Origin of the sequence: Varibaculum vaginae (assembly GCF_900604285.1) — a bacterium.
GTDB classification, from domain to species: Bacteria; Actinomycetota; Actinomycetes; order Actinomycetales; family Actinomycetaceae; genus Varibaculum; species Varibaculum vaginae.
Genome location: NZ_UWNY01000001.1, coordinates 1249757 through 1273741, shown reverse-complemented (window position 1 = coordinate 1273741; position 23985 = coordinate 1249757). Strand labels below are relative to the sequence as shown.

Genomic DNA, 23985 nt, shown 5'->3' with positions numbered 1-23985 from the left:
TTTCGTTAACATTTAGAAATATCTCGACTGAAGCAACTAGCCCGTTCCACAAAATACAAAGATGGAACAATCGTGTCAGGAGTGTCTTTTTTCAAAAGAGAAATACTCAGTTTATTCACCAAGCCTTCTATATCAATATGCATTGCGGATAACGATGGTACGTAGAAGGCAGCATGCGGAGTGCCGTGCATAGCAACAATGCTTACGTCCTCAGGGATACGATGTCCCAGAGCGGCTATATGCGCCATTAAGCCGACTGCCTGCATCTCATTAGAGGCGACTATTCCGTCGCATCCTAATCGCAAAAATTCTTCTGCCGCATCCCAACCACCTTCATGAGTGTAAGGCGCAGTCAAATGCAGTGGATGACTATCCGGATTTCGGCTACCATCATCTCCTAAGGCCTGCAACCACCCCCGTGAACGTTCCGCGGAGTTAATGCGACCTTTAGGTCCGCCAAGGTGCCCTATGGTGGTGCACCCGCGTTCAATCAACTCACTAGTCAGTTCTGCTGCAGCTCCACACTCATCTTCTAGCACACTTATCCGTTTCCCAGCAGCATCAAGCATCTTAACGGGGTAGCAAGCATTCATGAAAGCTACAGGTTGGCGCATGTCTTTGACTAATTCAACAGGAGAAGGCTGATCTACTGAGTACCAGATGAGACCCGCTACTTGTTGACTTATCATCGTCTCAATAATGCGTTTTTCACGAGCTAAATCGTCATGTGAGTCAGCAATTAAAAGAGAGTACCCAAGCTCGAAAAACTTGTCTTCGATGCATTGAACCATATGCGATAAAAATGGATTTGTAAGATCCGGGATAACCATTCCCAGCGTCGAACTCTTCCCGGTTAGTAATGTTCTCGCAGCATTATTCGGGCGGTAGCCTGTCTTTTCTATCGCGGCTAGGACGCGTTCCCTGGTTTTGGACGCCACTGGTCGCGGACCTCCGTTAACCACATAGCTGACGACTGCTGTTGAGGTACCAGCCACTCTCGCGACATCAGATTGCGTAGCTAACCTTGACGACATGACAATAAGCTTTTCATCCGGGAAAATAATCCTTCAACTAAAAACAATACGGGGTGCAGCTAGAAATGTCTTCATTTTACCCTTTAACGCAGATCACTATACTGTCACCTAGATAGCGTCTTCAAGCAAAGTTAAGTCACGCCCGCGGGTTTCAGGAGCAAAGAACGTGGTTATAAAACCAATTCCGGCAGTAACAATGAAATATATGGCTAGGGGAATCCACGAACCAGTAGCCGCCAAAAGCGCTGACGCTACCATAGGTGCAGTCCCGCCTGAAAGAATAGAACCAAGTTCTTTTGCAATTGCCATAGTTGAGTAACGGTGCCCTACTCCAAAGAGTTCCACACCATAGGCTGCCTGCACGCCAAAGATCCCCAATGAGCCGATACACATTCCAACAACGATTACCGCACCAACTAATACGGCATTTCGGCTCTCCATCAAGGCAAATGCAGGAACTCCATATAGCACCAGCAAAGCACAAAAGACTCTGTATGTGATTCGGCGGCCAAACTTATCTGATAGCCAGCCCGAAAATGGAATAACCGCGAACCCGAGCATCGATGCTATCAATACAGCAGTAGTCGGAACTCCTTTATTCATACCCAGGGCGTTAACTGTGTATCCAACTAAAAATCCCTGAGCCATATATGAAGGTCCGTTTTCACCGATACGCAACCCAAGCATCACGAAAAAGGCTTTCCATCCAAACCCTGACACCGTGGAAGCAGCATCTGCAGATTCCAATTCGGATAGTTCCTGAGCTTTTTTATCCTGATAAGAGCGGAAGACCGGACTTTCGTCCATTGTACGACGAAGTAATAAAGCCAAACAGGCTACCAAGATAGAACAAAGAAATGGGATACGCCATCCCCAAGCGATAACCTGGTCATGCGGAAGCAGTAACACCAAAAGCCATACTATTGACGCAAGTAAGGTGCCGCTATTGGATCCTACCCCGATCAAAGAAGACACCAATCCTCGATGCCGAGTAGGAGCATATTCCGCAAGCATTACTGCACCTCCAGACAATTCTGCTCCTGCACCGAATCCCTGGCATATCCGCAAAACAGCCAAAGTAATCGGTGCCCAAATACCAATAGCAGCGTAGGAGGGAATCAGGCCAATCCCAGAGGTCGCTATTCCCATCAGAGCAACAGTAAAAATTAGTATTTTTCTCCGCCCGAGACGATCTCCTAAGCGGCCTAATACAAACGCTCCAACAGGTCTTGCCAAAAATCCAACAGAATAGGTAATAAATGAAGAGAGTAGAGCAATTATTTTTGTTTGCTCAGGAAAGAACACATCGCTAAATACTAGGCCTGCGGCTAAACCATATAGCGCAAAATCAACGTACTCCATAGTGGTACCGAGCCAAATGGATACGACTGCGGACCAAAAAGATTTTTTTCCGTGGCTAGTTGCGAAATGTTCGTCCGTAACTTGCTCTGTCTTGTGGCTACGTCTCATATTTCCTCCAATATAACGTCTTCCTCTTTGAAGCAACAATGAAAGTCTATACGTATAGATATAAAAAGTGCAAGCACTTTTACACAAAGCTCGAGCATTAATGTCTAGGACACGAATATGACTAAGAAAGCAGAAGATGTAGCTAAAAAATAAACGTCACTGGAATCAGCGCCGATTGATCTTAGCTATCTGCTGCGACTGTCAAGCATGCTATTAAGAATTTAATACAACTGTCAGAATCACAGATGGAGAATACCTGCAGGTTCGACTCTCTCACGCTAACTGTATCCAAAAAATGTCAAGAATTACCAGAATGATTTTGACACCAAAGAGAACATCACTTCAGCATTGCGCGCAGATACTGCCCGGTGTAGGAGGCTTGTACCTTTGCCACTTGCTCCGGGGTACCTTGCGCCACCACTGTTCCCCCACCGTCTCCGCCCTCGGGACCTAAATCAATCACCCAATCAGCACATTTGATTACATCCAGATTATGTTCGATCACAATTACGGAGTTACCTTTGTCAACCAAGGACTGCAATACCAGCATTAGTTTGCGGATATCTTCCAGGTGTAGCCCAGTGGTGGGTTCATCGAGCACATAGATGGTGCGTCCATTAGAGCGACGCTGTAGTTCACTAGCTAATTTTACCCGTTGGGCTTCCCCTCCGGAAAGAGTGGTAGCGCTCTGCCCTAGCCGCAAATACCCCAATCCCACTTCAACCAAGGTATTCAGGTGGCGAGAAATTTTATTTATGGGAGCAAAAAATTCTGCCGCTTCACTAATGGGCATATCCAGGACTTCAGCTACCGATTTGCCCCGATATTTAATCTCTAGAGTTTCCTGGTTATACCGGGCTCCTGCACACACCTCGCAGGGTACATACACATCCGGCAGGAAGTTCATTTCAATCTTCAGGGTGCCGTCCCCCTTACAAGACTCGCAGCGTCCCCCCTTCACATTAAAGGAAAAACGTCCAGGCCCATAGCCACGCAACTGTGCTTCTGGGGTTTGTGCGAATAGGGTGCGCACTGCATCCCACACCCCGGTATAGGTAGCCGGGTTAGAGCGGGGATTACGTCCAATCGGGCTTTGGTCTACGTGCACGACCTTATCTAGTTGCTCAATGCCCTCGATAGCTTTATGGCGACCAGGAACGACTCTTTTCCGCTGTAACTTTGCCGCTAAAGCTTCGTACATTACCTGGTTAATCAGGGTAGATTTGCCCGACCCCGACACCCCGGTAACCAAAACTAACTTACCTAAGGGGATAGAAACGTTTAAATTTTTGAGGTTGTTTTCGTGCGCACCAATGATCTTTAGCTGCCGATCTTTTTCAATCTTGCGCCGTTTTTTAGGGACTGCAATCTGTTTTTTTCCGGACAAATACTGTCCAGTCAGCGAACGCTTGCAATCCGCAATCCCTGCTACCGGCCCCGAGTAGAGAACTTCTCCCCCATGTTCGCCCGCTTCCGGACCGATATCGACTATCCAATCGCTAGCACGGATAGTGTCTTCGTCATGTTCTACCACCAGTAAAGTGTTCCCTAAATCGCGCAGCTTTTTTAGAGTCTCGATTAGCTTGTGGTTATCACGTTGATGTAGCCCGATTGAGGGTTCATCGAGTACGTAAAGCACCCCAACCAGTCCCGATCCTATCTGGGTAGCCAGGCGGATCCGCTGAGCTTCCCCCCCGGAAAGCGTAGCTGCTCCCCGAGCTAGGGTTAAATATCCCAAACCCACATCTTGCAGGAACTGCAGACGCACCTGGACTTCTTTTAAAATCGGTTCGGAGATCTTCTTGGCCGATCCGGTCAGTTCTACTTCCGCCAAATATTTGCAACTGGCGGTAATTGATAGTTTAGTTAGCTGCGCGATATTTAATTCTCCGATTTTTACCGCCAGAACCTCAGGTTTTAAGCGATCCCCGTTGCAAGTTGAGCAGGGAACCTGCCGCATATACCCCTCGTAACGCGCGCGCATCACCTCGGATTCAGTTTCTTCGCGCTTGCGCATAATCCAAGGAATAGCCCCCTCGAATCCGGAAGAATAAGTACGCATCCTCCCCCAACGATTCCGGAACTTCACTTTCACCTGGTAGTCGCGACCGCGCAAAAGAGCCGTCTGTTGGGAGGCCGAAAGCTTACGGAACGGAGTGTCCAGGTCGAATCCTAGTTCCTCGCCCAAGCCAGAAAGCATATGCATTAGATATTTATTTTTGGTTGACCAGGGACGAATCGCGCCCTCGGAAAGAGAGAGCTCCGGGTTGGGAACCACCAGTTCCGGGTCAACCTCCAGATGGGATCCCAGGCCGGAACAGTCTGGACAAGCCCCATAGGGGGCGTTGAAGGAAAAAGTACGCGGCTCGATTTCTTCTAAGAGCAGCGGATGGTCATTGGGACAGGCGCGATTTTCAGAAAAACGCTGGTAACGCTGGGGATCAGATTCATCTCGATCCACGAAATCAACCACCACTAACCCATCTGCCAGTTTGAGCGCGGTTTCTATTGAGTCGGAAAGCCGAGTGCGTATCCCTGCTTTCATTACCAGGCGATCAACCCGCACGGAAATATCATGCTTAATTTTGCGTTCCAGCTTGGGAGGCTGGGTAAGACGCACGGTTTCCCCGTCCACCACTGCTGCCGAGAAGCCTTGGGTTACTAGATCCGCAAATAGCTCGGTGTATTCGCCTTTGCGTCCGCGCACCACCGGAGCCAAAATTTGGAATCGAGTTTTTTCTGGTAGCTTAAGCAGGCGATCTACGATTTGTTGCGCAGTTTGGGCTTGGATTTTTTCCCCGCACACCGGGCAGTAAGCCTGCCCAGCGCGGGCAAAAAGCAAACGTAAGTAGTCGTAGACCTCGGTAATAGTACCTACTGTAGAACGGGGATTCCGGGAGGTAGATTTTTGATCGATAGAAACCGCCGGAGACAGCCCCGCGATAAAATCCACATCCGGCTTATCCAGGCGCCCCAGGAACTGGCGAGCATAGGAGGACAGCGACTCAACATAGCGCCGTTGCCCTTCGGCAAAAATCGTGTCGAAGGCAAGCGAAGACTTTCCTGAGCCTGAAAGCCCCGTGAACACCACCATTTTGTCGCGAGGAATCTCAATGCCTACATTACGTAGATTGTGTTCCCTTGCTCCTTTAACTACCAGTTTTTCATCCACACCCCTATCTTACGAACAAACGTTCTATTTCGCATTTTAGCGGCGGATATATTTACTCAGACTTGCTGACGTCCCAGCTAGAATCAGACTTAACCCCTTTCTCTACCAGTTTAGGGTCAGCCGAGAGTGGAGTGCGGGGCTTCGGATAGCGTTTATCCTGCTTCCACCAGGGCATCCATCCTACGTATCCTTCCGCTGGTGGCAATGTGGATTCCGGTTCGAAACCAAGCTGAGTAGGAGTTTCGGGGATGAAGTCGGTTAGGAAATACTTGTCTTTGTCATCTGCATAGAGCTTTACTACTTTTCTAAAGGCCCCCAACTCGAAGAACAAGCAGTTTGTCCAAGGATTGCGGTGATGCTTAAGCATCTTATATAGCCAATATATAAACAGCAGCACGTTAGAAATTAGTGCCAGCCAAGCGCAAATAATGTTTGCCAGCGGGTTCATCGTCGCATAGTTAGTCATTATCGACGGACGTACCAGCAACTCCGGTAAAATATTGTTGGCGGCAATCCAGAACATCAAGGTGAAACAACGGAACCAAATCCATTGCCCCTTTGCCCAGGTGAAGGCAGGAACTGTACATGCCAACAGCAATGCCAAGGTGCAGTACCAGGTGTAGTCCGCGAGCGAGTTATACAGGAAGGAATGATTCCAAAGATCGTAGGCAATTACCCACGGCCAAGCCATATCTGCCCAGATCAGCCCCTGCACTTTTCCTTTTTTCGCCGAGGAAATAAAGATCTTACCTAGCCCAGTAATAGTGATAATGTTTAGCACCCCGGCTGCGGCGGAAAGTAGATTCCAATATCCGCCGATGGTACGGAACCCGGTAGCAGGGTCGATTCCTACTCCACTGGCCTTGAAAGCTTCTGCAGCTGCTTGATACCAGGCTACCGATCCACTAGCAGCAGTGATACCTCGAGTTTCTGGCAGCCCTTCGATCATGGAAATAGAACGGGAACTATCAATATCCATTAGGCATTGAAAGTTAGTGGCACATGCTCGGTAGGTATCGGCTTCAAAGAAAATAGTTATATCCCGAATATTTGCTTCCATAATGTTTACTGCCAACCCAATCCATAGAGCAACGCCAAACCAAATTGCGTAGCGTCGTGCTTTTAGCGGATTACGTTTTCCCCAATGCAATAGGAAAGCAGTCATCGTAGCGGTGGCGAGCATAATTATAAATTTGCCGAAGGGGAACCACCCCACCATGGGAACCCCGTGAATAATGACGTACGGAATCAGCAGTACCCCACCGATTGTCCATACCGCGAAAGCAGTCCAGGTCCAGCGGCGATGTATTTCCGCCACCAGCATCTGGAGCGCAAAAATCAGAATCCAAAAAAGGTAGACCCAAACCGGACCTACTTCCCACAAAAATCCCATCAGAGTTCCTTTTCAACCAGGCCGCGCTGCCCGATTACTTTGACCTTACTTATTCAGATTTAAAATTACACCACCTGCGGATACGTCATAATAAATACCCGTTCAAAAGGACTTACAATCCGCCAGACAGTGATAAGTTAAATATTAACTCAGGTTTAACAACGGTGTTACCTGTTTAAACAAAGAAATACACAACTACGGAGAATCAAAATGTCTAATTACCATGACCGTATGAAGAAGGTGTTGCGCCTAGGCGCTTTAGGGGGCAGCGTAGCCCTCGGCGGAATGCTCTCCTTCAGTCAGTTTTCGGGCAAAGCCACTAAAGAAGAAAATGCGTGGCACTACCCTTCCGACGATTTGATTGACCGCTGCTATTCCAATGGACGTTCCTCTACCTACGCGATCAATATTGACGCTCCCGCATATGCGGTATATCGGCACTTAAAACAGCTGGGATGCGATAAGGCAGGTTCTTATTCCTCGGAATTTCTAGAACGTACCTTTGCACGACTCCCTTTCTTTAACTCTTACGAAATTCAAGAACAGTGGCAAGGCCCAGAATCTTTGCAGCCCGGAGATATCGCTGCCTTCGACTACACCGGAATGTCTATGGAATGGGCGGACGTAGTACCCGGTAAGTATCTTTCTCAATGGGTCGACACCAAGCACCCGCCGCGGGCTCCAGGTTCTTTCGCTTTCCGCTATCCGGGGATGAAACACTATGCCGCTGCCTGATGTTTCTACCTAATACCTCTTAAGGGTGAGCGCTGCCGGTTAATCAACCATTGGCGAATCGGTTTTGAACCAGATACCAAGTTTGCTGCCGCCATTAACTGGATAAATATTGAACTTATCGGCGGATGCATGGCCCACCTGCAGAACCTCTACGTGAAAAGGGTTGCCGAATTTCGGAAGAAACCACAATGGCAGGGTCGGATTAAGCGGGCAGTATTAGGGGGCAAGCTCTTCGGGTATGACACCCCGGCAGGACGCTGGGATGGCACGGAGCTTTACGAAGGCACCCATAACCAGTGGTTGCGCTACGGCCGCCAAGACCCAGCGGTAAACGAGGTACGTCCCCCCGTAACCGATAACCCCGCCTGGCCTCCTACCTCCCCGGATTCCCCTTGGGCAGAGGTAGTTGATAGCGAGTATTTCACCGATTGGGAAGAACCCGAATTTTCGTGGGAGGAACAGATCCGTCAAAAGAAAGAAAAAACCTATTTGCCTGGTTGGGGGAAGAAGGCGGCGAAGTAGCTGATGAAACCGGACTATCCCACTTTATTCTTTTTTGAACTTGGTCAGTGGTACGACTACCTAATGCTGTTGGTGGTTGTGGTAGGGCTGGCAGCGTTGGCATGGCTAGCAATCCGTTATAAATGGGTGGCGATCGCCGTGTTCATTGTGATCCCGGTGGCGCTGACGATTTTTTGGTGGCCAACTTCGCGCGCTGGTACTAACTCGGACGGCTGGTTCCCGATAGTAAAGCAATATTCGGCACTAATCGGGTCGTTATCACTGGTGGCACTGCAATATTTCCCGAAGCTGCGTGATAAACACTGGTACCTGTGCATTCCCCCGTTTATCTTGGCAGTCAACATTATCGAGGCAGTAATTCGCGATTTCCAGTGTTACGGCATCCACGGGGTAGACCCTACGCAAGGCATGGTCACCTGGGGCGGCCCCTGGAACATCATGAACGGAATCGCTGGAATTTTAAACTTCCTAATGATTTCGGGCTGGATGGGAATCTATGTATCCAAAGGTAAAAATAAACAGATTATTTGGGGCGACCTAACCATCGGATGGATTATCGCCTACGACCTGTGGAATGTTGCCTACGTTTACAACTGCCTGGCTGACCGTGCCTGGTATTCGGGGGTAGCCTTGTTGGCGTCTTGTACGATTCCCGCATTCCTGACCTTCGGGAAAGGTGCCTGGATTCAATACCGGGCTTACACCTTGACCTTCTGGTCAGCGATAGTGCTAACCTTCCCGCATTTCATGCAAGATTCTCTGTTTGCTCACCGCAGCGCCCACAATCCGACTGCTATGTTCTTACTCTCGGCAGCGGCGCTAGTAGCCAATGTGGTGGTGTTCGGCTACCACCTCTATAAGGTGCGCTCAACAGGACGTAGTCCCTTTAAGCAGGAAGTTTATTGGGATACTCCCTACAATCAGCAGATTGCTCGCGAAAATGGAGGAAAACTGCAAAATAATTAGCAGTTGCTTACCGAGGCGTTGAGCCAGAGCCTGCCGCCCAGATTCCCTTAGCTTGATTAAGGTTTTACGGGTGGCAGGCTCTTAAGTTTACCTCGCCTTTCAGGAATTTCCCTAGGCTAAGGTTGTCCAAAATATTTTGGGTTTGGCCTGCGATACCGAGTATTTTAGTAAGGTATGTAATCGCCGGGTTCTGGCCCAGATAGGGGGCAGGCCTGCTAAAGAGGGAAAATACAAAATAGGAGATGGCCGATGAATAATCCCCATGATCACCGGGATTTAGCAGATCTACATTTACCCGCACCCCAAGTACCTCAGCGAGTAAGCGTAGACGGCCTCGAAGATCGCTGGGCAAAGATTTGGGAAGATCAACAGGTTTATGCTTTTGATCGCGAGGCACCGCGTTCTCAAGTATTCTCTATTGACACTCCTCCGCCCACGGCCTCCGGTTCGCTGCATGTTGGACATGTGTTTTCCTATACCCATACCGATTGCCTTGCCCGCTACCAAAGAATGCGGGGCAAAGCGGTGTTTTACCCGATGGGCTGGGACGATAATGGACTCCCCACCGAGCGCCGTGCTCAAAACTATTACGGGGTGCGCTGTGATCCCACCCTGCCCTATGACCCAGATTTTGAGCCACCTCATCACGGGGATTCCAAGTCGGTTAAGGCTCGTGATCAAGTACCGATTTCTCGTAAGAACTTCATTGAACTGTGCGAAGAACTTACTAAAGAGGACGAGAAATCCTTTGAGGCACTGTGGCGTCGTCTAGGCCTCAGCGTGGATTGGAACCATCAGTACCAAACCATTTCTAAAGATTCCCAAAGAGTTGCGCAAGCAGCGTTCTTGCGCAACCTCAAACGCGGGGAAGCCTATCAAGCGGCAGCTCCGGGGTTATGGGATGTAACTTTCCAAACCGCGGTAGCACAAGCCGAACTCGAGGCTCGTGACTACCCTGGCTTCTATCATGCGCTGGCTTTCCACCTGCCAGGCGGCGATGACGTAATAATTGAAACCACTCGTCCGGAGCTACTGGCAGCTTGCTGCTGTCTGGTGGCACATCCAGATGACCCACGCTACCAGCATCTATTTGGCAAAACTGTTACCAGTCCGGGCTTTAAAGTAGAGGTTCCGGTGCTGCCTCACCCGGCAGCCGAAATGGACAAGGGCGCCGGTATCGCCATGTGTTGTACTTTCGGTGATGTTACCGACGTTCAGTGGTGGCGCGACCTTGAGCTACCCACCCGAGTGATTTTGGCTAAAGATGGCCGGATTACTCACGAGCAGACTGATTGGATTACCGATCCCGCTGGTAGAGAACTAATGGATGCTATCCGCGGAAAGACCACTTTCTCAGCGCGGCAAATCGTAGTGGAGGCTCTGAAAGAAAGCGGAGAGCTACGGGGAGAACCGCAAAAAACTATGCGGCAAACCAACTTCTTTGAAAAGGGCGACCGCCCCTTAGAGATCGTGATGTCCCGCCAATGGTATATCCGCAATGGTGGCAGCGACTATACCCTGAACGGTCACTCCGCAAACCTGAATAGCGAACTGCTTAAACGCGGCGAGGAACTTAATTTCCATCCCGATTTTATGAAGGTACGCTACGCAAATTGGGTAAACGGCCTACATAATGACTGGCTGGTTTCGCGTCAGCGCTTCTTCGGGGTGCCGATTCCGCTATGGTATCGCATCGACCAGAATGGCGAAGTCGCTTACGACCAGGTACTGATGCCCGTTGAAGAATCTTTGCCGATAGATCCCACCAGCGACATTCCGGAGGGATACACCGCAGATCAACGCGGTAAAGCCGGCGGCTTTGCCGCCGAAGTAGATATTTTGGACACTTGGGCGACCTCTTCGCTGACTCCCCAGATTGCAGGCGGTTGGCTGCGAGATGAAGATTTATTCCAGCGAGTTTACCCCATGGACGTGCGTCCACAGGGTCAAGACATTATCCGCACCTGGCTGTTCTCTACGGTAGTGCGCGCACACCTGGAGTTTGGTGCTCTACCATTCAAAAACGCTGCAATTTCGGGCTGGATCCTGGACCCGGATCGCAAGAAGATGTCGAAGTCTAAAGGCAATGTAGTTACCCCCATGGGGCTGCTAGAAAAGCACGGATCGGACTCAGTACGTTATTGGGCAGCTGCGGCTCGCCTGGGCACCGATACGGCGTTTGAGGAAGCCCAGATGAAGATTGGGCGACGCCTCGCTATGAAACTGCTGAACGCCTCTAAGTTTGCACTTTCGATGACCGAGGACGCCGGCCTCTGCCTCGACCCTGCAAAGGTAACTTCTCCTCTCGACAAAGCTGTGATCGCCCGTCTAAACGAAGTTATTACCGCGACTACCACTGCTTTTGATAACTACGATCACACGCGTGCTCTAGAGCAAACAGAATCGTTCTTCTGGGATTTTTGCGATAACTACCTCGAGCTGGTCAAAGATCGTGCTCATAACTTCGCAGGTATTTGGGAAACTGACCTGCAAGATTCTGCCCGCACCGCCCTTGCTCTGGTAGTCGATAATGTAACCCGGCTTCTGGCTCCGTTCCTACCTTACGCTGCAGAGGAAGTATGGTCCTGGTACCGCACTGGCTCCGTCCATACTGCTCCTTGGCCGCAGGTTACCTCCGCCCTGCAAGCTGCCGCGGGAGATGCGCAACTATTAAAACTGGCCGGCGACACGCTAAGCGTACTGCGAAAGGTTAAGTCGGAAGCTAAGGTTGGTCAGCGTACCCCGTTCGAACAGGTAACTATTGTTTACGCCGACGATTGGTCAGCAGAAAATCTACCGGCAGTGCGAGCTGATTTAGATGCAGCTGCGTCATTATCTGGGACGGTAAAAGTACAGGTTAATCCAGAGGCAAACACGCCGGTAACGACGCAGGACGCGGTGCTAGGTACCCCTCCCCCCAAGAAACCACGTAACTAACTTAGGGTAGGCTAAAGCCGTGATTAACTGGTTTAAGGAGAAACAAGTGGACACAGATAAAAGCATAACTTTTCCACCAGGAACGATTGCAGTAGCCGGCAAAACTCCGGGAACCTTAACCCAGTTTTCCATGCCGGCAACCAAGGTTCGTTCCGAGCATGACAATATCGTGGCCATGTTTCGCCGCCGCGTCAACCAGGATCCAACGCAGACCGTAATCGAGCAAAAAAGTCTGCTAGGGGAAAAGTGGCGCAAAGTTTCTGCTGGAGAGTTCTGGGATGAAATCAGTTCAGTTTCAAGAGGACTACTCGGTATCGGTTTAAAGCCCGGTGACCGCCTGGCCATACACGGTTCCACTTCCTATGAATGGACACTGATCGATATGGCTGCCTTGGCGATCGGTATTGTGACCGTTCCAATTTATGAAACGGATTCGGCTGCGCAAATCGAATGGATTTTACAAGATTCTGATATTAGCTACGCAATCGCTTCTAACCAGGCCTCTCAGGAACTGATTCAGGCAGTTGCCGCGCGCGCAGACCACAAGTGCCGAATATATTCGCTTGCCGCAGGGGATTTACTTACGATTATCGAAGCTGGACGGCAAATTGCACCGGCAGTTATTGATTCTTATAACGCCCAAATTACCGGGGACACCATTGCCACTATTATTTACACCTCTGGAACCACCGGGCGCCCTAAAGGCACAATCATTACACAGCGCAATGCCACTGCCTTAGTACCAAACCTTTTGGAGTATTTAACAGAGATTGGGCTACAGAAAACCACTCGCTGTCTATTGTTTTTACCGGTGGCTCACGCACTAGCTCGCCTAGTATCGTGGGGCGCGCTACTTGGGCCTGGAGTACTTGGACTGGTACCCGATACCAAGAATCTACTTGCAGATTTGGCGGCTTTTAAACCCTCCTATCTGCTGGCGGTACCCCGTGTTCTAGAAAAAATCTACAATGCCGCTGACGCCTCGGCAGGAAGCGGTATTAAACTGCGTTTATTCCGCTTAGCAGCCAAGTCTGCGATTGACTACTCTCGAGCTCTAGACACTCCCCAAGGGCCGTCATGGGCGTTAAAAGTACGGCGACAGGTATTTTACCAACTGGTATTATCCCGCCTTACTAGTCTTTTGGGTGGAAACGCGAAATATATCATTTCTGGAGGTGGCCCCCTCTCTACCCGCTTAGGTCATTTCTTCCGCGGCATTGGGGTTACGGTTTGCGAAGGATACGGTCTGACTGAAACTCTTGGTCCGGCTACCGTGAATGTTCCTGATTGCGCCAAGATTGGTTCGGTTGGACAGCCGGTTCCCGGGGTTGCGGTTCGGATATCTGAGCAAGGCGAAGTGCAGTTTAAGGGAGATCCCATGTCTCCTGGATATCTCAACCTCCAGGAGGAAACCGCCGAACTTTACACCGAGGACGGCTGGCTGCGAACCGGAGATAAAGGCTGGATTGATGCTGACGGTTTCGTGCATATTACCGGACGTATCAAAGAAATTATTGTTACGGCTGGGGGTAAAAATGTTTCTCCGGAAGTACTAGAAGATGGTCTGCGAGGTCACCCCCTAATTTCAAATGTGGTGGTAGTTGGGGATCGCCGCCCCTTTATCGCGGCGTTAGTAACCCTAGATCCGGAAATGTTACCTGGTTGGCTACGCAACCATAACCTGCCGCCAATGGATATTTCTGGTGCTGCCCGCCATCCAGCTGTCCTAAAGGCTTTGGAACGAGCAGTCGCGCGAGCTAATCAAAAGGTTTCCCGCGCCGAATCTATCCGTAAAATTCGGGTACTAACCACCGATTTCTCTTTAGAAAACGGAACTATGACTCCCTCGCTAAAAGTTAAACGTGCGGTGGTCTTGAAACGTTTTGAAAATGAGATTAACGCTATTTATGGTGGCCCCCTGGAAGAGGACTAAAATCTAGCAGGATCTGCCTTCCCTCCCAGGAGGTGCGTCTGTAAAGCTAATTACGCTGTTGTTCTGCAATATCAATATGGTGCCGGATTACTTCTTCCACGATAAAGTTCAAGAATTTTTCGGCAAATACGGGGTTAAGGCCGGCCTCTTCTGCTAAGGTTCGCAGCCTTGCGACTTGCTGTTTCTCTCTGCCTTTATCTTCAGGATTAAGTCCTAATCTCGCCTTAAGATATCCCACCTTTTGGGTGCATTTAAATCGTTCTGCCAAAATATGAATCAGTGCCGCATCAATGTTGTCGATAGTAGCACGCGCCTGCGCTAACTCCGGTGGAATCGTACCCTTGGCTGGTTTGTCCTGTTCGCTGCTCATGAAATAAGGATAAACGAGGATGCGGCCGTGGGCGAGCCTTGTCCAAGCTAGGCAGTCTTAGAGCGGGAAACTGACTCGAGCAAGGTGGGTTTTGCCCCCTGGTTCACCACTTCTTCAGTGATCGTAACTGAACGAACATCGGGTTGCGAAGGCACCTCGAACATAGTTTCCTTTAGCACTTCCTCCATGATGGAGGAAAGCGCGCGGGCTCCGGTGCCTCGCTCTTGCGCCATACGGGCAATTGCCCTAATCGCCCCATCAGTGAATTTCAGGTCAATCCCATCAAGTTCAAACAGAGAACAATATTGCGCAACCAAGGAATTCTCTGGTTCTACTAGTACTCGCACCAAGTCCGATTCACTGAGTTCTTTAACCGAAGTCAACACCGGTAGACGTCCGATGAACTCAGGGATTAAACCAAAACGATGTAAATCTTCTGCGTTTACCTGCGCATAAAGATCACCATGTTCAGCAGAAGATTTTAAGGAAGAGCCAAATCCAGTCGAATGTTGCCCCAAGCGGGATTTAACAATCTCATCAATACCGGCAAATGCACCTGCCGCTATAAACAAAATCGAATTGGTATCTATCTCGAGATACTGTTGATGGGGGTGTTTGCGTCCCCCCTGCGGAGGTACCGAGGCTACCGTACCCTCAATAATTTTTAGCAGCGCTTGCTGCACGCCCTCCCCCGATACATCCCGGGTAATAGAAGCATTCTCTGCCTTGCGGGAAATTTTATCAATCTCATCGATATAGATAATGCCGCGTTCTGCGCGTTTGATATCTCCATCGGCAGCATTAATTAACTTGAGTAGAATATTCTCAACGTCCTCGCCCACGTATCCAGCTTCAGTTAAGGCAGTAGCATCCACAATCGCGAAAGGTACGTTTAATAATTTTGCTAAAGAACGCGCCAAATGAGTTTTACCGCATCCAGTGGGACCTAACAGCAAGATATTCGACTTCGTTAAGGACATGTCGATATTCTGGCCGCGCTCTTTTGCCTGCACCCGTTTGTAATGGTTATATACTGCGACTGAGAGTGCTCGTTTAGCTTGATCTTGACCGATTACATAGCTATTTAAAAAACTATAGATTTCCTTAGGTTTAGGTAGGGGTTTCGCTTTATCCCGCGAATGTTTAGCGGTGTCCTCTTCCATAATTTCGTTACAAAGATCAACGCACTCATTACAGATGTAGACAGCCGGACCCGCGATTAGCTTACGCACCTGCCGTTGGGTCTTTCCGCAAAACGAACACTTGAGCAGTTCTGCCTCTTCGTCCACCCATTTCCTCCTAAATCAAACCTGCACCTCTTAGCCTAAAGGTATGGTTGCAGCTAGGCGGTGCCCAACACGCTAACTACGCGGTTCTATGGCTTTAGCGGGGTTTTACGAGATTCTAAGACTTGGTCAATCAGACCGTATTCCTTGGCAGCGGGAGCAGTAAGAATTTTATCGCGTTCGATATCTTTACGTACTTGCTCAGCGGTTTGTCCTGAGTGCTTGGCAATTGTTTCCTCTAGCCACGTACGCATCCGATCGATCTCTTCCGCAATGATTTCAATATCGGTAGCCTGCCCCTGCGAGCCTTGCATTGAAGGTTGGTGAATCACAATTCGTGCATTCGGTAAAGCCAATCGGCTTCCTGGAGAACCCCCCGCCAGTAACACTGCCGCCGCGGAAGCTGCCTGCCCCAGGCAAACTGTTTGAATATGGGGCTTTACATACTGCATAGTGTCGTAAATCGCAGTCATCGCAGTGAAAGAACCACCAGGAGAATTAATGTACATAGTGATAAGGGAATCCGGATCTTGTGATTCCAACACCAGCAGCTGAGCCATCACGTCATCAGCCGATGAATCATCAACCTGTACCCCCAGGAAAATAATCCGTTCGTCAAAGAGTTTCGTATAGGGGTTCTGGCGTTTAAAACCGTAAGAGGTACGTTCCTCGAACTCGGGAAGCACATAACGATCAATAGGCATATTCGTAGCAAGACGCGGCGCACCCGCTGGATATAGAGGCGAAAAAGCCATTTTTATAGTTCCTTTCCATCAGCGCCGAGGTTGCGAGCCGACTCTATAACATGATCAATGAAACCGTATTCAAGAGCCTCTTGAGCAGTGAACCAGTGGTCACGTTCAGAATCTTCCCGGATTTCTTCAACCGTTTTCCCAGTACGCTGGGCGTTAATTTCCGCCAGTTCCTGTTTCATCTGCAAAATTAAGTTAGCGTTAATCCGAATATCAGAAGCGGTGCCTCCCACTCCCCCCGAGGGTTGATGCATCAGAATCCGCGCATGCGGAGTTGCATAGCGCTTACCGGGGGTACCGGCAGTGAGCAACAGCTGCCCCATAGAAGCTGCCATTCCCAAGGCCACAGTCACCACTTCTGGTTCAATGTATTGCATAGTGTCATAGATGGCCATCCCGGCAGTTACCGAGCCACCCGGAGAGTTAATGTAGAGGAAAATTGGTTTTTCCGGATCCTGAGCCGCCAACAACATCATCTGGGCACAAATCTGGTTGGCGTTGCCTTCTGCAACTTCGGAACCCAACCAAATAATCCGCTCCTTTAACAGCTTATTGAAAACATGATCGCCTAAAGCTAGGGAGCTAGGCTGGGCTCCCTCATTTTTTACTGCCGCAGTTTGCACGGGATGTTCCTTATCTGTGGGACTTAAAAATGGTTCTCTATCAAACTACCGTCTTTGGAGACGGTTTTCTTCTCTGCCATACCCTTTTACGCTTAAAGCGCATGAAAATTAGGCAATGAGCATCCTGGAAATCAGTTTAGCTAGAAATAAACGCCGGTGGGGCGGAAAGCTCTCACTTTCCGCCCCACCGCCTATAAGGATTACTTGATAGCGTTAGCTACTAGTTTTCTTCTTCGCTATCCGCGGCTTCGCTATCTTCCTCTGCAGCTTGAGCAGCGGCAGCTGCCGCCTGTTCCGCCCGAGCTTCCGCCGGATCCTTGGTGAATTCCGAAAGGTCGACTTCGGTACCGTCCTCATCCTTGACGGTTACCTCGCGCAGAGCCGATACCAACGCACGATTACGGCGCAAATCTTGCCCCATAGCGGCAACTTGGTTCTGATCCCGCAGCATCTGCATGGGATCAACCCCATACATCTGGGCAATCTCAAAAATAGACTGGTAGAGCTCGTTGGGGTCAATCTCTACCTCACGCTCGTTAGCGATGCGATCAACCACAATCTGTTGCTTAGCCTGTTTCTTAACTGACTCGGCAAGTTCTTCGCGATCCGCGTCTTCTTGTCCCTCAGCTAGGCGATCAACCTCACTATCAATGAACTTTTGCGGCAGCGGGAAATCCGTATTATCTACCAGGTAGTCTTGTAGTTTCTCACGTGCTTCCAGAGCCTGCTGCTGACGGCGCATCTTCTCTACAGTGCCGCGCAAATCGGTACGCAGTTCGCCAATACTGTCGAATTCCGATGCCATCTGCGCGAAATCATCATCTGCCTCGGGCAGTTCCCGCTCTTTTACCTTATGCAAGGTAATAGTAACATCGGCCTCTTCCCCCTCGTGCTCTCCGCCTTTCAAAACAGATTTGAAATCGGCGGTTTCCTCAGCTTTCATCCCGGTTAGAGCTTCATCCATGCCCGCAAGCATCGACTGGGAACCAATCTGGTAGGAAACCCCAGAAACGGAATCAACTTCCTCGTCCCCAATCTTGGCAACCATATCAATGGAGGTGAAATCACCGTCTTGCGCCGCCCGCTCGACGGTCTTCAGGGAGGCAAAACGATCACGAAGCTGGTCTAGCTCTTTTTCTACATCCTCATCGCTTACTTCTAGCTTCGTTACCTCTAGGGAAACACCTTCCAGGGAAGGCAGCTCGAAATCTGGAACGATATCTACTTCTGCGGTGAACTTCAGATCGCCACCCGGTTTGCCTTCAACAGCCGGAGTTTCTACAACTTCAACTTCCGGTTGTCCCAGAGGAGTCAGTTCAGCTTCGTTCAGAGCACGGCCATAAAAATCCCCTAGACGCTCATTGATAGCCTGCTCCAGTACATAGCCGCGTCCAATCCGCTGATCAATTATCTGATTAGGAACGTGACCGGGGCGGAAACCAGGAATCGATACCTGCTTCCCTAGCTGCTTGTATACCTTGTCTATTTCCGATTTAAGGTTTTCATACGGTACCTGGACGGTCAATTTAGCCCTGGTTTCTTCCAGCTTTTCCACGTCTGTTTTCACAAATACGCTCCCGCGGCTTGTCTACGGCGCCCTGCCTCTAGCCGGCAGAATTCACCTGTTTGAATAAATTGCAACGCTGATAATCTTAAGGCACAGCGCGACTTTCAGGAAATGATTAGGCTCGGATGTGAGCTAGCGTACCCACACAAGAATAAAAGTTTTCATTTTGAGCCTACCAATTTCGTGGCGGCATGAGCTGCTGAGGAAGTTCCTGCTTCCAGGATAATTAGCTATGCCCTAAAAATTTCGTACAGATATCCGGGTACCACTTAGTGTGCTCACCTACCAACTGTTTAGGGAACTAGAAGAAATCTCGAGATGAAATGAGCAGACAAACTTTTATTCCCTGGTAACCGGGACTATCAGCAGATTTTGCCGGGTTTTCTTTACCGCTAAACCGGAAAGTATTCGAAGCAAATCTAGAACAGCAAGCACGCCTTTAGATGAGAATATTTTCTACGGTTCACAGGGAACAACTTTATTTATAACCTAATTTAAACCAGTCAGGCTTTATGCAAATATCCTAGGTAGAAGACCCAGGACGATTACGCTGATTAACCAAATAACCGCGGTGACAATAGTGATGCGATTAAGATTACGCATGGCGACGCCAGAGGAACCAGCGCTAGAGGTCAGTCCCCCTCCGAACATGTCAGAAAGACCTCCACCAGATCCTTTATGCATCAAAATGGTAAGAATCAGAAACAAACTGGATATCACCAGCACTACTTCCGCGATAATCTCGATTACGGTCTGCACTAATTTCTTCTCCCCAAAAAGTTTAACCTGTCATTACTATAACGTATTGGCGGCGGGTCACAGTAGACCCGCCGCCAATCGTTAGCAACTTCACCGCGCTAAAGCGGTTGATTTATATTTATAAAATTCAGCTAGTCGTCGAAACGAGCAATTTTCGAGAATTCCTCGGCCTTCAAAGATGCTCCCCCAACTAGGGCACCATCAACGTTCGGCTTCGCCATAATTTCAGCTACGTTTGCCGACTTTACCGACCCTCCGTAGAGAACCCGAATAGATTCGGCAACATCTGCTGAATAGAGCTCAGCTAGCTTCGCCCGAATTGCAGCACAAACCTCTTCAGCGTCCTCGGGGGTTGCGGTCTCACCGGTACCAATGGCCCAAATCGGTTCGTAAGCAACCACGGTATTAACTGCATCATCAGCGGAAATACCTTTATAAGCACCTTCAATCTGCTTCACCACATGAGCTACATGCTGACCGGCTTTACGTACCTCTAGGCCTTCACCGCAGCAGATAATCGGAGTCATACCCGCTTCCAAAGCCACCGCAGCTTTCTGCCCCACCAGCTCGTCACTCTCATGGTGGTATTCGCGACGCTCAGAGTGTCCAACTACCACCCAGGAACAACCCAGTTTGGTGAGCATAGAGGCCGAGATTTCACCAGTGTAAGCGCCGGACTTATGCACGGAAACATCTTGTGCACCATAGGTAATTTTCAAGTTATCTGACTCCACCACGGTCTGCACCGAACGAATATCGGTAAAAGGTGGAATTACCACCACATCATTGCGGTAGTCAAAGTTATGATCTTGCAGATCTAGAGCTAGTTCCTGAACCAAGCGAGTCGCCTCGAGGTGGTTCATATTCATTTTCCAGTTGCCAGCAAGCAATGGGGTACGAGTCATTTTTAATCCTCCAATACGGCAATACCCGGCAGGGTTTTACCTTCTAGTAATTCCAAAGAAGCTCCGCCACCAGTTGAAATATGGCTGAACTTAGTTTCATCAAATCCCAGGGTGCGAACTGCGGCAGCGGAATCTCCCCCGCCAATCACACTAAAGCATTCCGAATCGGCTAGTGCTTGTGCTACCGCTTTAGTACCTTCGCTAAAGGTCGCAAATTCGAATACGCCCATGGGGCCATTCCAAGCAACGGTTTTCGCTGCTTTAATCTTTTCGGCAAATAGTTGAGCGGTCTTAGGACCAATATCAAGACCCAGCTGACCGGCAGGCATATTGTCGCAATCCACCAAAGTGGCAGGGGCATCTGCCGAAAATTCTGGAGCGACCAGGGTATCAACCGGGAGTAATAGGTCTACCCCGCGCTCTTCAGCCTTCTTCATATACCCTTTAACGGTTTCAATTTGATCAGTTTCTAGAAGCGAGTTACCTACCTCGTAGCCCTTAGCAGCCAAGAACGTGTAGGCCATACCGCCACCGATAGCCAAAAAGTCCGCTTTTTCTAACAGGTTAGCGATAACTCCCAACTTGTCCGAAACCTTAGATCCCCCCAAGATAACTCCGTAGGGTCGCTCCGGGTTTTCAGTTGCCCGTCGTAAAGACTCGATTTCCTTTTTTACTAGGAATCCCGCTGCTGAAGGCAACAGTTTAGCAATATCGTATACCGACGCTTGCTTACGGTGAACCACTCCAAACCCATCAGAAACAAAGCACTCAGCAAGCTGCGCATATTCTTTAGCCAAAGCCGCGCGCTCCGCGTCATCTTTGGAGTTTTCTCGGGCATCGAATCTAACATTTTCAAGCAGTAGCACCTGTCCGGACGCTAACGCGGCTGCCTGAGCTTTTGCATCCTCGCCTACCGTATCTTTCGCCAGGACTACATCCTGATTCAGTAATTCTCCTAGTCTCTTCGCGACTGGAGCTAAAGAAAATTCCGGGTTTACCTGTCCTTTAGGACGTCCCAGGTGCGCCATTACCACTACTTTCGCCCCGGCATCTACCAATGCCTTTAACGTTGGCAAGGCGGCACGGATACGCCCGTCATCAGTGATTTTACCGTCTTTTAACGGCACATTAAAGTCGGAGCGCACCAGAACCTTACGTCCGGTTAAGTCTCCTAAAGACTCAATACCTCTTAGAGCCATTATTTGCTTTACCTTTCTGCCGCTGTGGGCATGAAGTTAGTGGATAACAAGACTATGCCCGCCTGCCTGAAACAGGCAGGCGGGCATACCTTATGCATCGTGTCGCATTACTTTAGAGCTTCTCGCCGACCAGTTTAGTCAAGTTGACCAAAGAGTTGGAGTAACCCCATTCGTTGTCATACCAAGAAACCACTTTCACCTGACCGTCGATTACCTTGGTCAAAGCAGAATCGAAAATCGAGGTGTGCGGATCGGTCATGATATCGGTGGAAACTAGCGGCTCGTCATTGGAGTAGGCCAGAATACCTTTCAGCTCACCCTCGGCAGCTTTCTTCATCGCCGCGTTGATTTCTTCAGCGGTACAAGGCTTGGAGGGGGTGAAGGTCAAGTCGGTAACGGAGCCGGTAGGTACCGGTACCCGCAGGGCGTAGCCGTCCAATTTACCCTTAAGTTCCGGGAGCACCAGAGATACAGCCTTAGCAGCACCAGTGGTGGTGGGAACAATGTTCAGGGCAGCAGCGCGAGCGCGGCGCAAATCTTTGTGCGGAGCATCATGTAGACGCTGGTCGCCGGTGTAGGCGTGAATCGTGGTCATTAGGCCACGCTCAATACCGAAGTTATCGTTAAGTACCTTCGCCATGGGAGCCAGGCAGTTGGTGGTACAGGAAGCATTAGAAACAATGTTGTGTTTTGCCGGATCGTAATCAGTGTGGTTCACACCCATTACGAAAGTAGCATCAACGTTCTTGCCGGGAGCGGAAATAATAACTTTCTTCGCGCCCCCTTCCAGGTGTGCCTTTGCCTTAGTGGCGTCAGTGAAGAAACCGGTGGATTCGATTACAATATCTGCTCCCACTTCACTCCAAGGCAGGTTTGCGGGATCGCGCTCTTCGAAAGTTACGATCTTGTGGCCACCTACTGTAATCGACTTTTCATCGAAGGTTACCTCGGCATCGAGGCGACCCAAGATCGAATCGTATTTCAGCAGGTGAGCGAGAGTCTTGTTATCGGTCAGGTCGTTAACGGCCACAACCTCAATGTCGGCGCCCTGAGCCCGAATAGCCCGGAAAAAGTTACGCCCGATACGGCCAAAGCCGTTAATTCCTACGCGGATGGTCACTATTATCCTCCTGAACTGCTGGCTTAACCAGCGGAGTCTACTTACTAGGTCAAGATCCTTGGCCAGCTGACAAGAACCGCCAGCCTCAATCTTGGGGACGACCATCTTGAGCCGTCCTCTTAGCTTTACTTTACACGGGCTGAGGTATTTCCGCTTAGGTCTATTGTCGTTATTTATCCCATTATTAGGCAGGGAAAACTCCAATAGTGACTTTCACCATTGATTGATTATTGCAAGCCCTCTGCTTCCACCGCTTCTTGGGTAGAAGGCACTCCCCGATCATGCGCAGCTTTATCCGCCATCGCCAGCAGGCGCCGGATACGGCCAGCTACCGCGTCTTTAGTTAGCGGCGGATCAGCTTTTTGCCCTAATTCTTCTAGGGAGGCTTCCTTATACTGCAAACGTAGCTGGCCAGCCTGCAAAAGGTGCGCGGGAATATCGTCCCCTAAAATTTCGAATGCTCGGCGTACTCGCGCCCCGGCAGCCACCGCTGCCCGGGCACTGCGTCGCAGATTAGCATCATCGAAGTTTGCTAAACGATTAACCGACCCCCGTACCTGATTGGTTTCCCGATTTTTTTCCCAGATTTCCTGGGCACGGAAAGCTCCCATGGCAGTCAGTAATCTAGAGATTTGTTCCCCGTCGCGTACCACCACCCGATCTTGCCCACGCACTTGGCGAGATTTCGCGCTCACCCCCAAGCGGCGCGCTGCCCCTACCAAAGCCAGTGCAGCCTCGGGGCCGGGGCAAGTAATTTCTAAAGATCCAGAGCGACCCGGCTGCGATAAGGATCCGCGTGCCATAAAAGCACCCCGCCAGGTTGCCTTAGCCACCCCCATATCCCCAGATACTAACCGCGGAGACAATCCCCGGATAGGTCGGCCGGCAGTATCAATCAAACCAGTAAGGCGGGCTAGACTTCCGGCATTCTCAACCGTTCGTACCACGTAGCGGTCATCGGCGCGAATCCCCCCGGCTCCTACCCGAACCACATCGGGGTGGGCATCAAATAGATTCTCTAGGCTGACCACCAGGTTTTTCATCACCTTTACGTTGTCCACCTCCGCTTCCACCACAATATTCCGGTTAATCAGGTGAATCCCGCCCGCGAAACGCAAAATACTAGCTGTTTGCGCCTTAGCCTCAGACTGCTTAGCTATAGTTTTTTCCGCTAGCTCATTTTTTATATCTGAGGTCAACGACATTTTATTTTCCCTTTCCGGCCTAAATGGTCTGGTTTCT

The 23985-nt window shown here is 49.9% G+C and carries 17 protein-coding genes and 1 pseudogene; 4 read left to right on the top strand and 14 right to left on the bottom strand.

Features of this window, described 5'->3' with window-relative positions:
• Positions 1 to 5: 5 nt before the first annotated feature.
• The 4 genes from EFB02_RS05455 to EFB02_RS05440 all read right to left on the bottom strand — a co-directional run bounded on the left by EFB02_RS05455 (position 6) and on the right by EFB02_RS05440 (position 7069).
• Positions 6 to 1034: a LacI family DNA-binding transcriptional regulator gene (locus EFB02_RS05455; protein ID WP_122820511.1), complete on the bottom strand. Its 1029-nt coding sequence runs from the start codon at positions 1032 to 1034 to the stop codon at positions 6 to 8.
• Between the two features lie 108 nt (positions 1035 to 1142).
• Entirely contained in the window at positions 1143 to 2396 is a 1254-nt protein-coding gene (locus tag EFB02_RS05450) for an MFS transporter (RefSeq protein ID WP_234992744.1), read from the bottom strand.
• A 445-nt stretch (positions 2397 to 2841) separates the two neighbouring features.
• Positions 2842 to 5676: an excinuclease ABC subunit UvrA gene (gene uvrA, locus EFB02_RS05445; RefSeq protein WP_122820509.1), complete on the bottom strand. Its 2835-nt coding sequence runs from the start codon at positions 5674 to 5676 to the stop codon at positions 2842 to 2844.
• Positions 5677 to 5728: 52 nt separating this feature from the next.
• Positions 5729 to 7069, bottom strand: a complete 1341-nt coding sequence (locus tag EFB02_RS05440; RefSeq protein WP_122820508.1) for a DUF5692 family protein — start codon at positions 7067 to 7069, stop codon at positions 5729 to 5731.
• Positions 7070 to 7300: 231 nt separating this feature from the next.
• Here EFB02_RS05440 and EFB02_RS05435 point away from each other — a divergent pair.
• The 4 genes and pseudogenes from EFB02_RS05435 to EFB02_RS05420 all read left to right on the top strand — a co-directional run bounded on the left by EFB02_RS05435 (position 7301) and on the right by EFB02_RS05420 (position 14162).
• Positions 7301 to 8326, top strand: a pseudogene (locus EFB02_RS05435) (hypothetical protein).
• Positions 8327 to 8329: 3 nt separating this feature from the next.
• Positions 8330 to 9292, top strand: a complete 963-nt coding sequence (locus EFB02_RS05430; protein ID WP_122820507.1) for a DUF5692 family protein — start codon at positions 8330 to 8332, stop codon at positions 9290 to 9292.
• 249 nt (positions 9293 to 9541) lie between these two features.
• A complete protein-coding gene (gene valS, locus EFB02_RS05425; RefSeq protein WP_122820506.1) occupies positions 9542 to 12229 on the top strand; it encodes a valine--tRNA ligase in 2688 nt (895 codons plus the stop codon).
• A 46-nt stretch (positions 12230 to 12275) separates the two neighbouring features.
• Positions 12276 to 14162 carry an AMP-dependent synthetase/ligase gene (locus EFB02_RS05420; protein ID WP_147471039.1) on the top strand — a complete coding sequence of 629 codons (1887 nt, stop codon included), beginning with the start codon at positions 12276 to 12278 and terminating at the stop codon, positions 14160 to 14162.
• Positions 14163 to 14208: 46 nt separating this feature from the next.
• On the opposite strand, the gene EFB02_RS05415 is transcribed toward EFB02_RS05420, so the two are convergent.
• The 10 genes from EFB02_RS05415 to whiA all read right to left on the bottom strand — a co-directional run bounded on the left by EFB02_RS05415 (position 14209) and on the right by whiA (position 23948).
• Entirely contained in the window at positions 14209 to 14532 is a 324-nt protein-coding gene (locus EFB02_RS05415) for a chorismate mutase (protein WP_122820504.1), read from the bottom strand.
• A 47-nt stretch (positions 14533 to 14579) separates the two neighbouring features.
• The gene (gene clpX, locus EFB02_RS05410; RefSeq protein ID WP_122820503.1) at positions 14580 to 15821 is read right to left on the bottom strand and encodes an ATP-dependent Clp protease ATP-binding subunit ClpX; all 1242 of its coding nucleotides are present in this window, start codon (positions 15819 to 15821) and stop codon (positions 14580 to 14582) included.
• Positions 15822 to 15907: 86 nt separating this feature from the next.
• Positions 15908 to 16573, bottom strand: a complete 666-nt coding sequence (locus EFB02_RS05405; RefSeq protein WP_122820502.1) for an ATP-dependent Clp protease proteolytic subunit — start codon at positions 16571 to 16573, stop codon at positions 15908 to 15910.
• Positions 16574 to 16575: 2 nt separating this feature from the next.
• Positions 16576 to 17193 (bottom strand): ATP-dependent Clp protease proteolytic subunit, encoded by a 618-nt coding sequence (locus tag EFB02_RS05400; RefSeq protein ID WP_122820501.1) that lies wholly within the window; start codon positions 17191 to 17193, stop codon positions 16576 to 16578.
• 220 nt (positions 17194 to 17413) lie between these two features.
• Complete coding sequence (gene tig, locus EFB02_RS05395; RefSeq protein ID WP_122820500.1) at positions 17414 to 18760, bottom strand: trigger factor; 1347 nt, start codon at positions 18758 to 18760, stop codon at positions 17414 to 17416.
• Between the two features lie 510 nt (positions 18761 to 19270).
• The gene (secG, locus tag EFB02_RS05390) at positions 19271 to 19519 is read right to left on the bottom strand and encodes a preprotein translocase subunit SecG (protein WP_122820499.1); all 249 of its coding nucleotides are present in this window, start codon (positions 19517 to 19519) and stop codon (positions 19271 to 19273) included.
• A 131-nt stretch (positions 19520 to 19650) separates the two neighbouring features.
• Positions 19651 to 20424: a triose-phosphate isomerase gene (gene tpiA, locus EFB02_RS05385; protein ID WP_122820498.1), complete on the bottom strand. Its 774-nt coding sequence runs from the start codon at positions 20422 to 20424 to the stop codon at positions 19651 to 19653.
• A gap of 2 nt (positions 20425 to 20426) precedes the next feature.
• Complete coding sequence (locus EFB02_RS05380) at positions 20427 to 21623, bottom strand: phosphoglycerate kinase (protein ID WP_122820497.1); 1197 nt, start codon at positions 21621 to 21623, stop codon at positions 20427 to 20429.
• Between the two features lie 112 nt (positions 21624 to 21735).
• Positions 21736 to 22743 carry a type I glyceraldehyde-3-phosphate dehydrogenase gene (gene gap / locus EFB02_RS05375; protein WP_122820496.1) on the bottom strand — a complete coding sequence of 336 codons (1008 nt, stop codon included), beginning with the start codon at positions 22741 to 22743 and terminating at the stop codon, positions 21736 to 21738.
• Between the two features lie 227 nt (positions 22744 to 22970).
• Positions 22971 to 23948, bottom strand: a complete 978-nt coding sequence (gene whiA, locus EFB02_RS05370; protein ID WP_122820495.1) for a DNA-binding protein WhiA — start codon at positions 23946 to 23948, stop codon at positions 22971 to 22973.
• Between the last annotated feature and the right edge of the window lie 37 nt (positions 23949 to 23985).

What these genes read in the sequence shown, in the direction of transcription:
- whiA (WP_122820495.1), bottom strand. Translation starts at nt 23,948, where the DNA reads ATGTCGTTGACCTCAGATATAAAAAATGAGCTAGCGGAAAAAACTATA.
- EFB02_RS05455 (WP_122820511.1), bottom strand. Translation starts at nt 1,034, where the DNA reads ATGTCGTCAAGGTTAGCTACGCAATCTGATGTCGCGAGAGTGGCTGGT.
- EFB02_RS05380 (WP_122820497.1), bottom strand. Translation starts at nt 21,623, where the DNA reads ATGGCTCTAAGAGGTATTGAGTCTTTAGGAGACTTAACCGGACGTAAG.
- EFB02_RS05430 (WP_122820507.1), top strand. Translation starts at nt 8,330, where the DNA reads ATGAAACCGGACTATCCCACTTTATTCTTTTTTGAACTTGGTCAGTGG.
- EFB02_RS05415 (WP_122820504.1), bottom strand. Translation starts at nt 14,532, where the DNA reads ATGAGCAGCGAACAGGACAAACCAGCCAAGGGTACGATTCCACCGGAG.
- EFB02_RS05450 (WP_234992744.1), bottom strand. Translation starts at nt 2,396, where the DNA reads ATGGAGTACGTTGATTTTGCGCTATATGGTTTAGCCGCAGGCCTAGTA.
- valS (WP_122820506.1), top strand. Translation starts at nt 9,542, where the DNA reads ATGAATAATCCCCATGATCACCGGGATTTAGCAGATCTACATTTACCC.
- EFB02_RS05440 (WP_122820508.1), bottom strand. Translation starts at nt 7,069, where the DNA reads ATGGGATTTTTGTGGGAAGTAGGTCCGGTTTGGGTCTACCTTTTTTGG.
- tpiA (WP_122820498.1), bottom strand. Translation starts at nt 20,424, where the DNA reads ATGACTCGTACCCCATTGCTTGCTGGCAACTGGAAAATGAATATGAAC.
- EFB02_RS05405 (WP_122820502.1), bottom strand. Translation starts at nt 16,573, where the DNA reads ATGGCTTTTTCGCCTCTATATCCAGCGGGTGCGCCGCGTCTTGCTACG.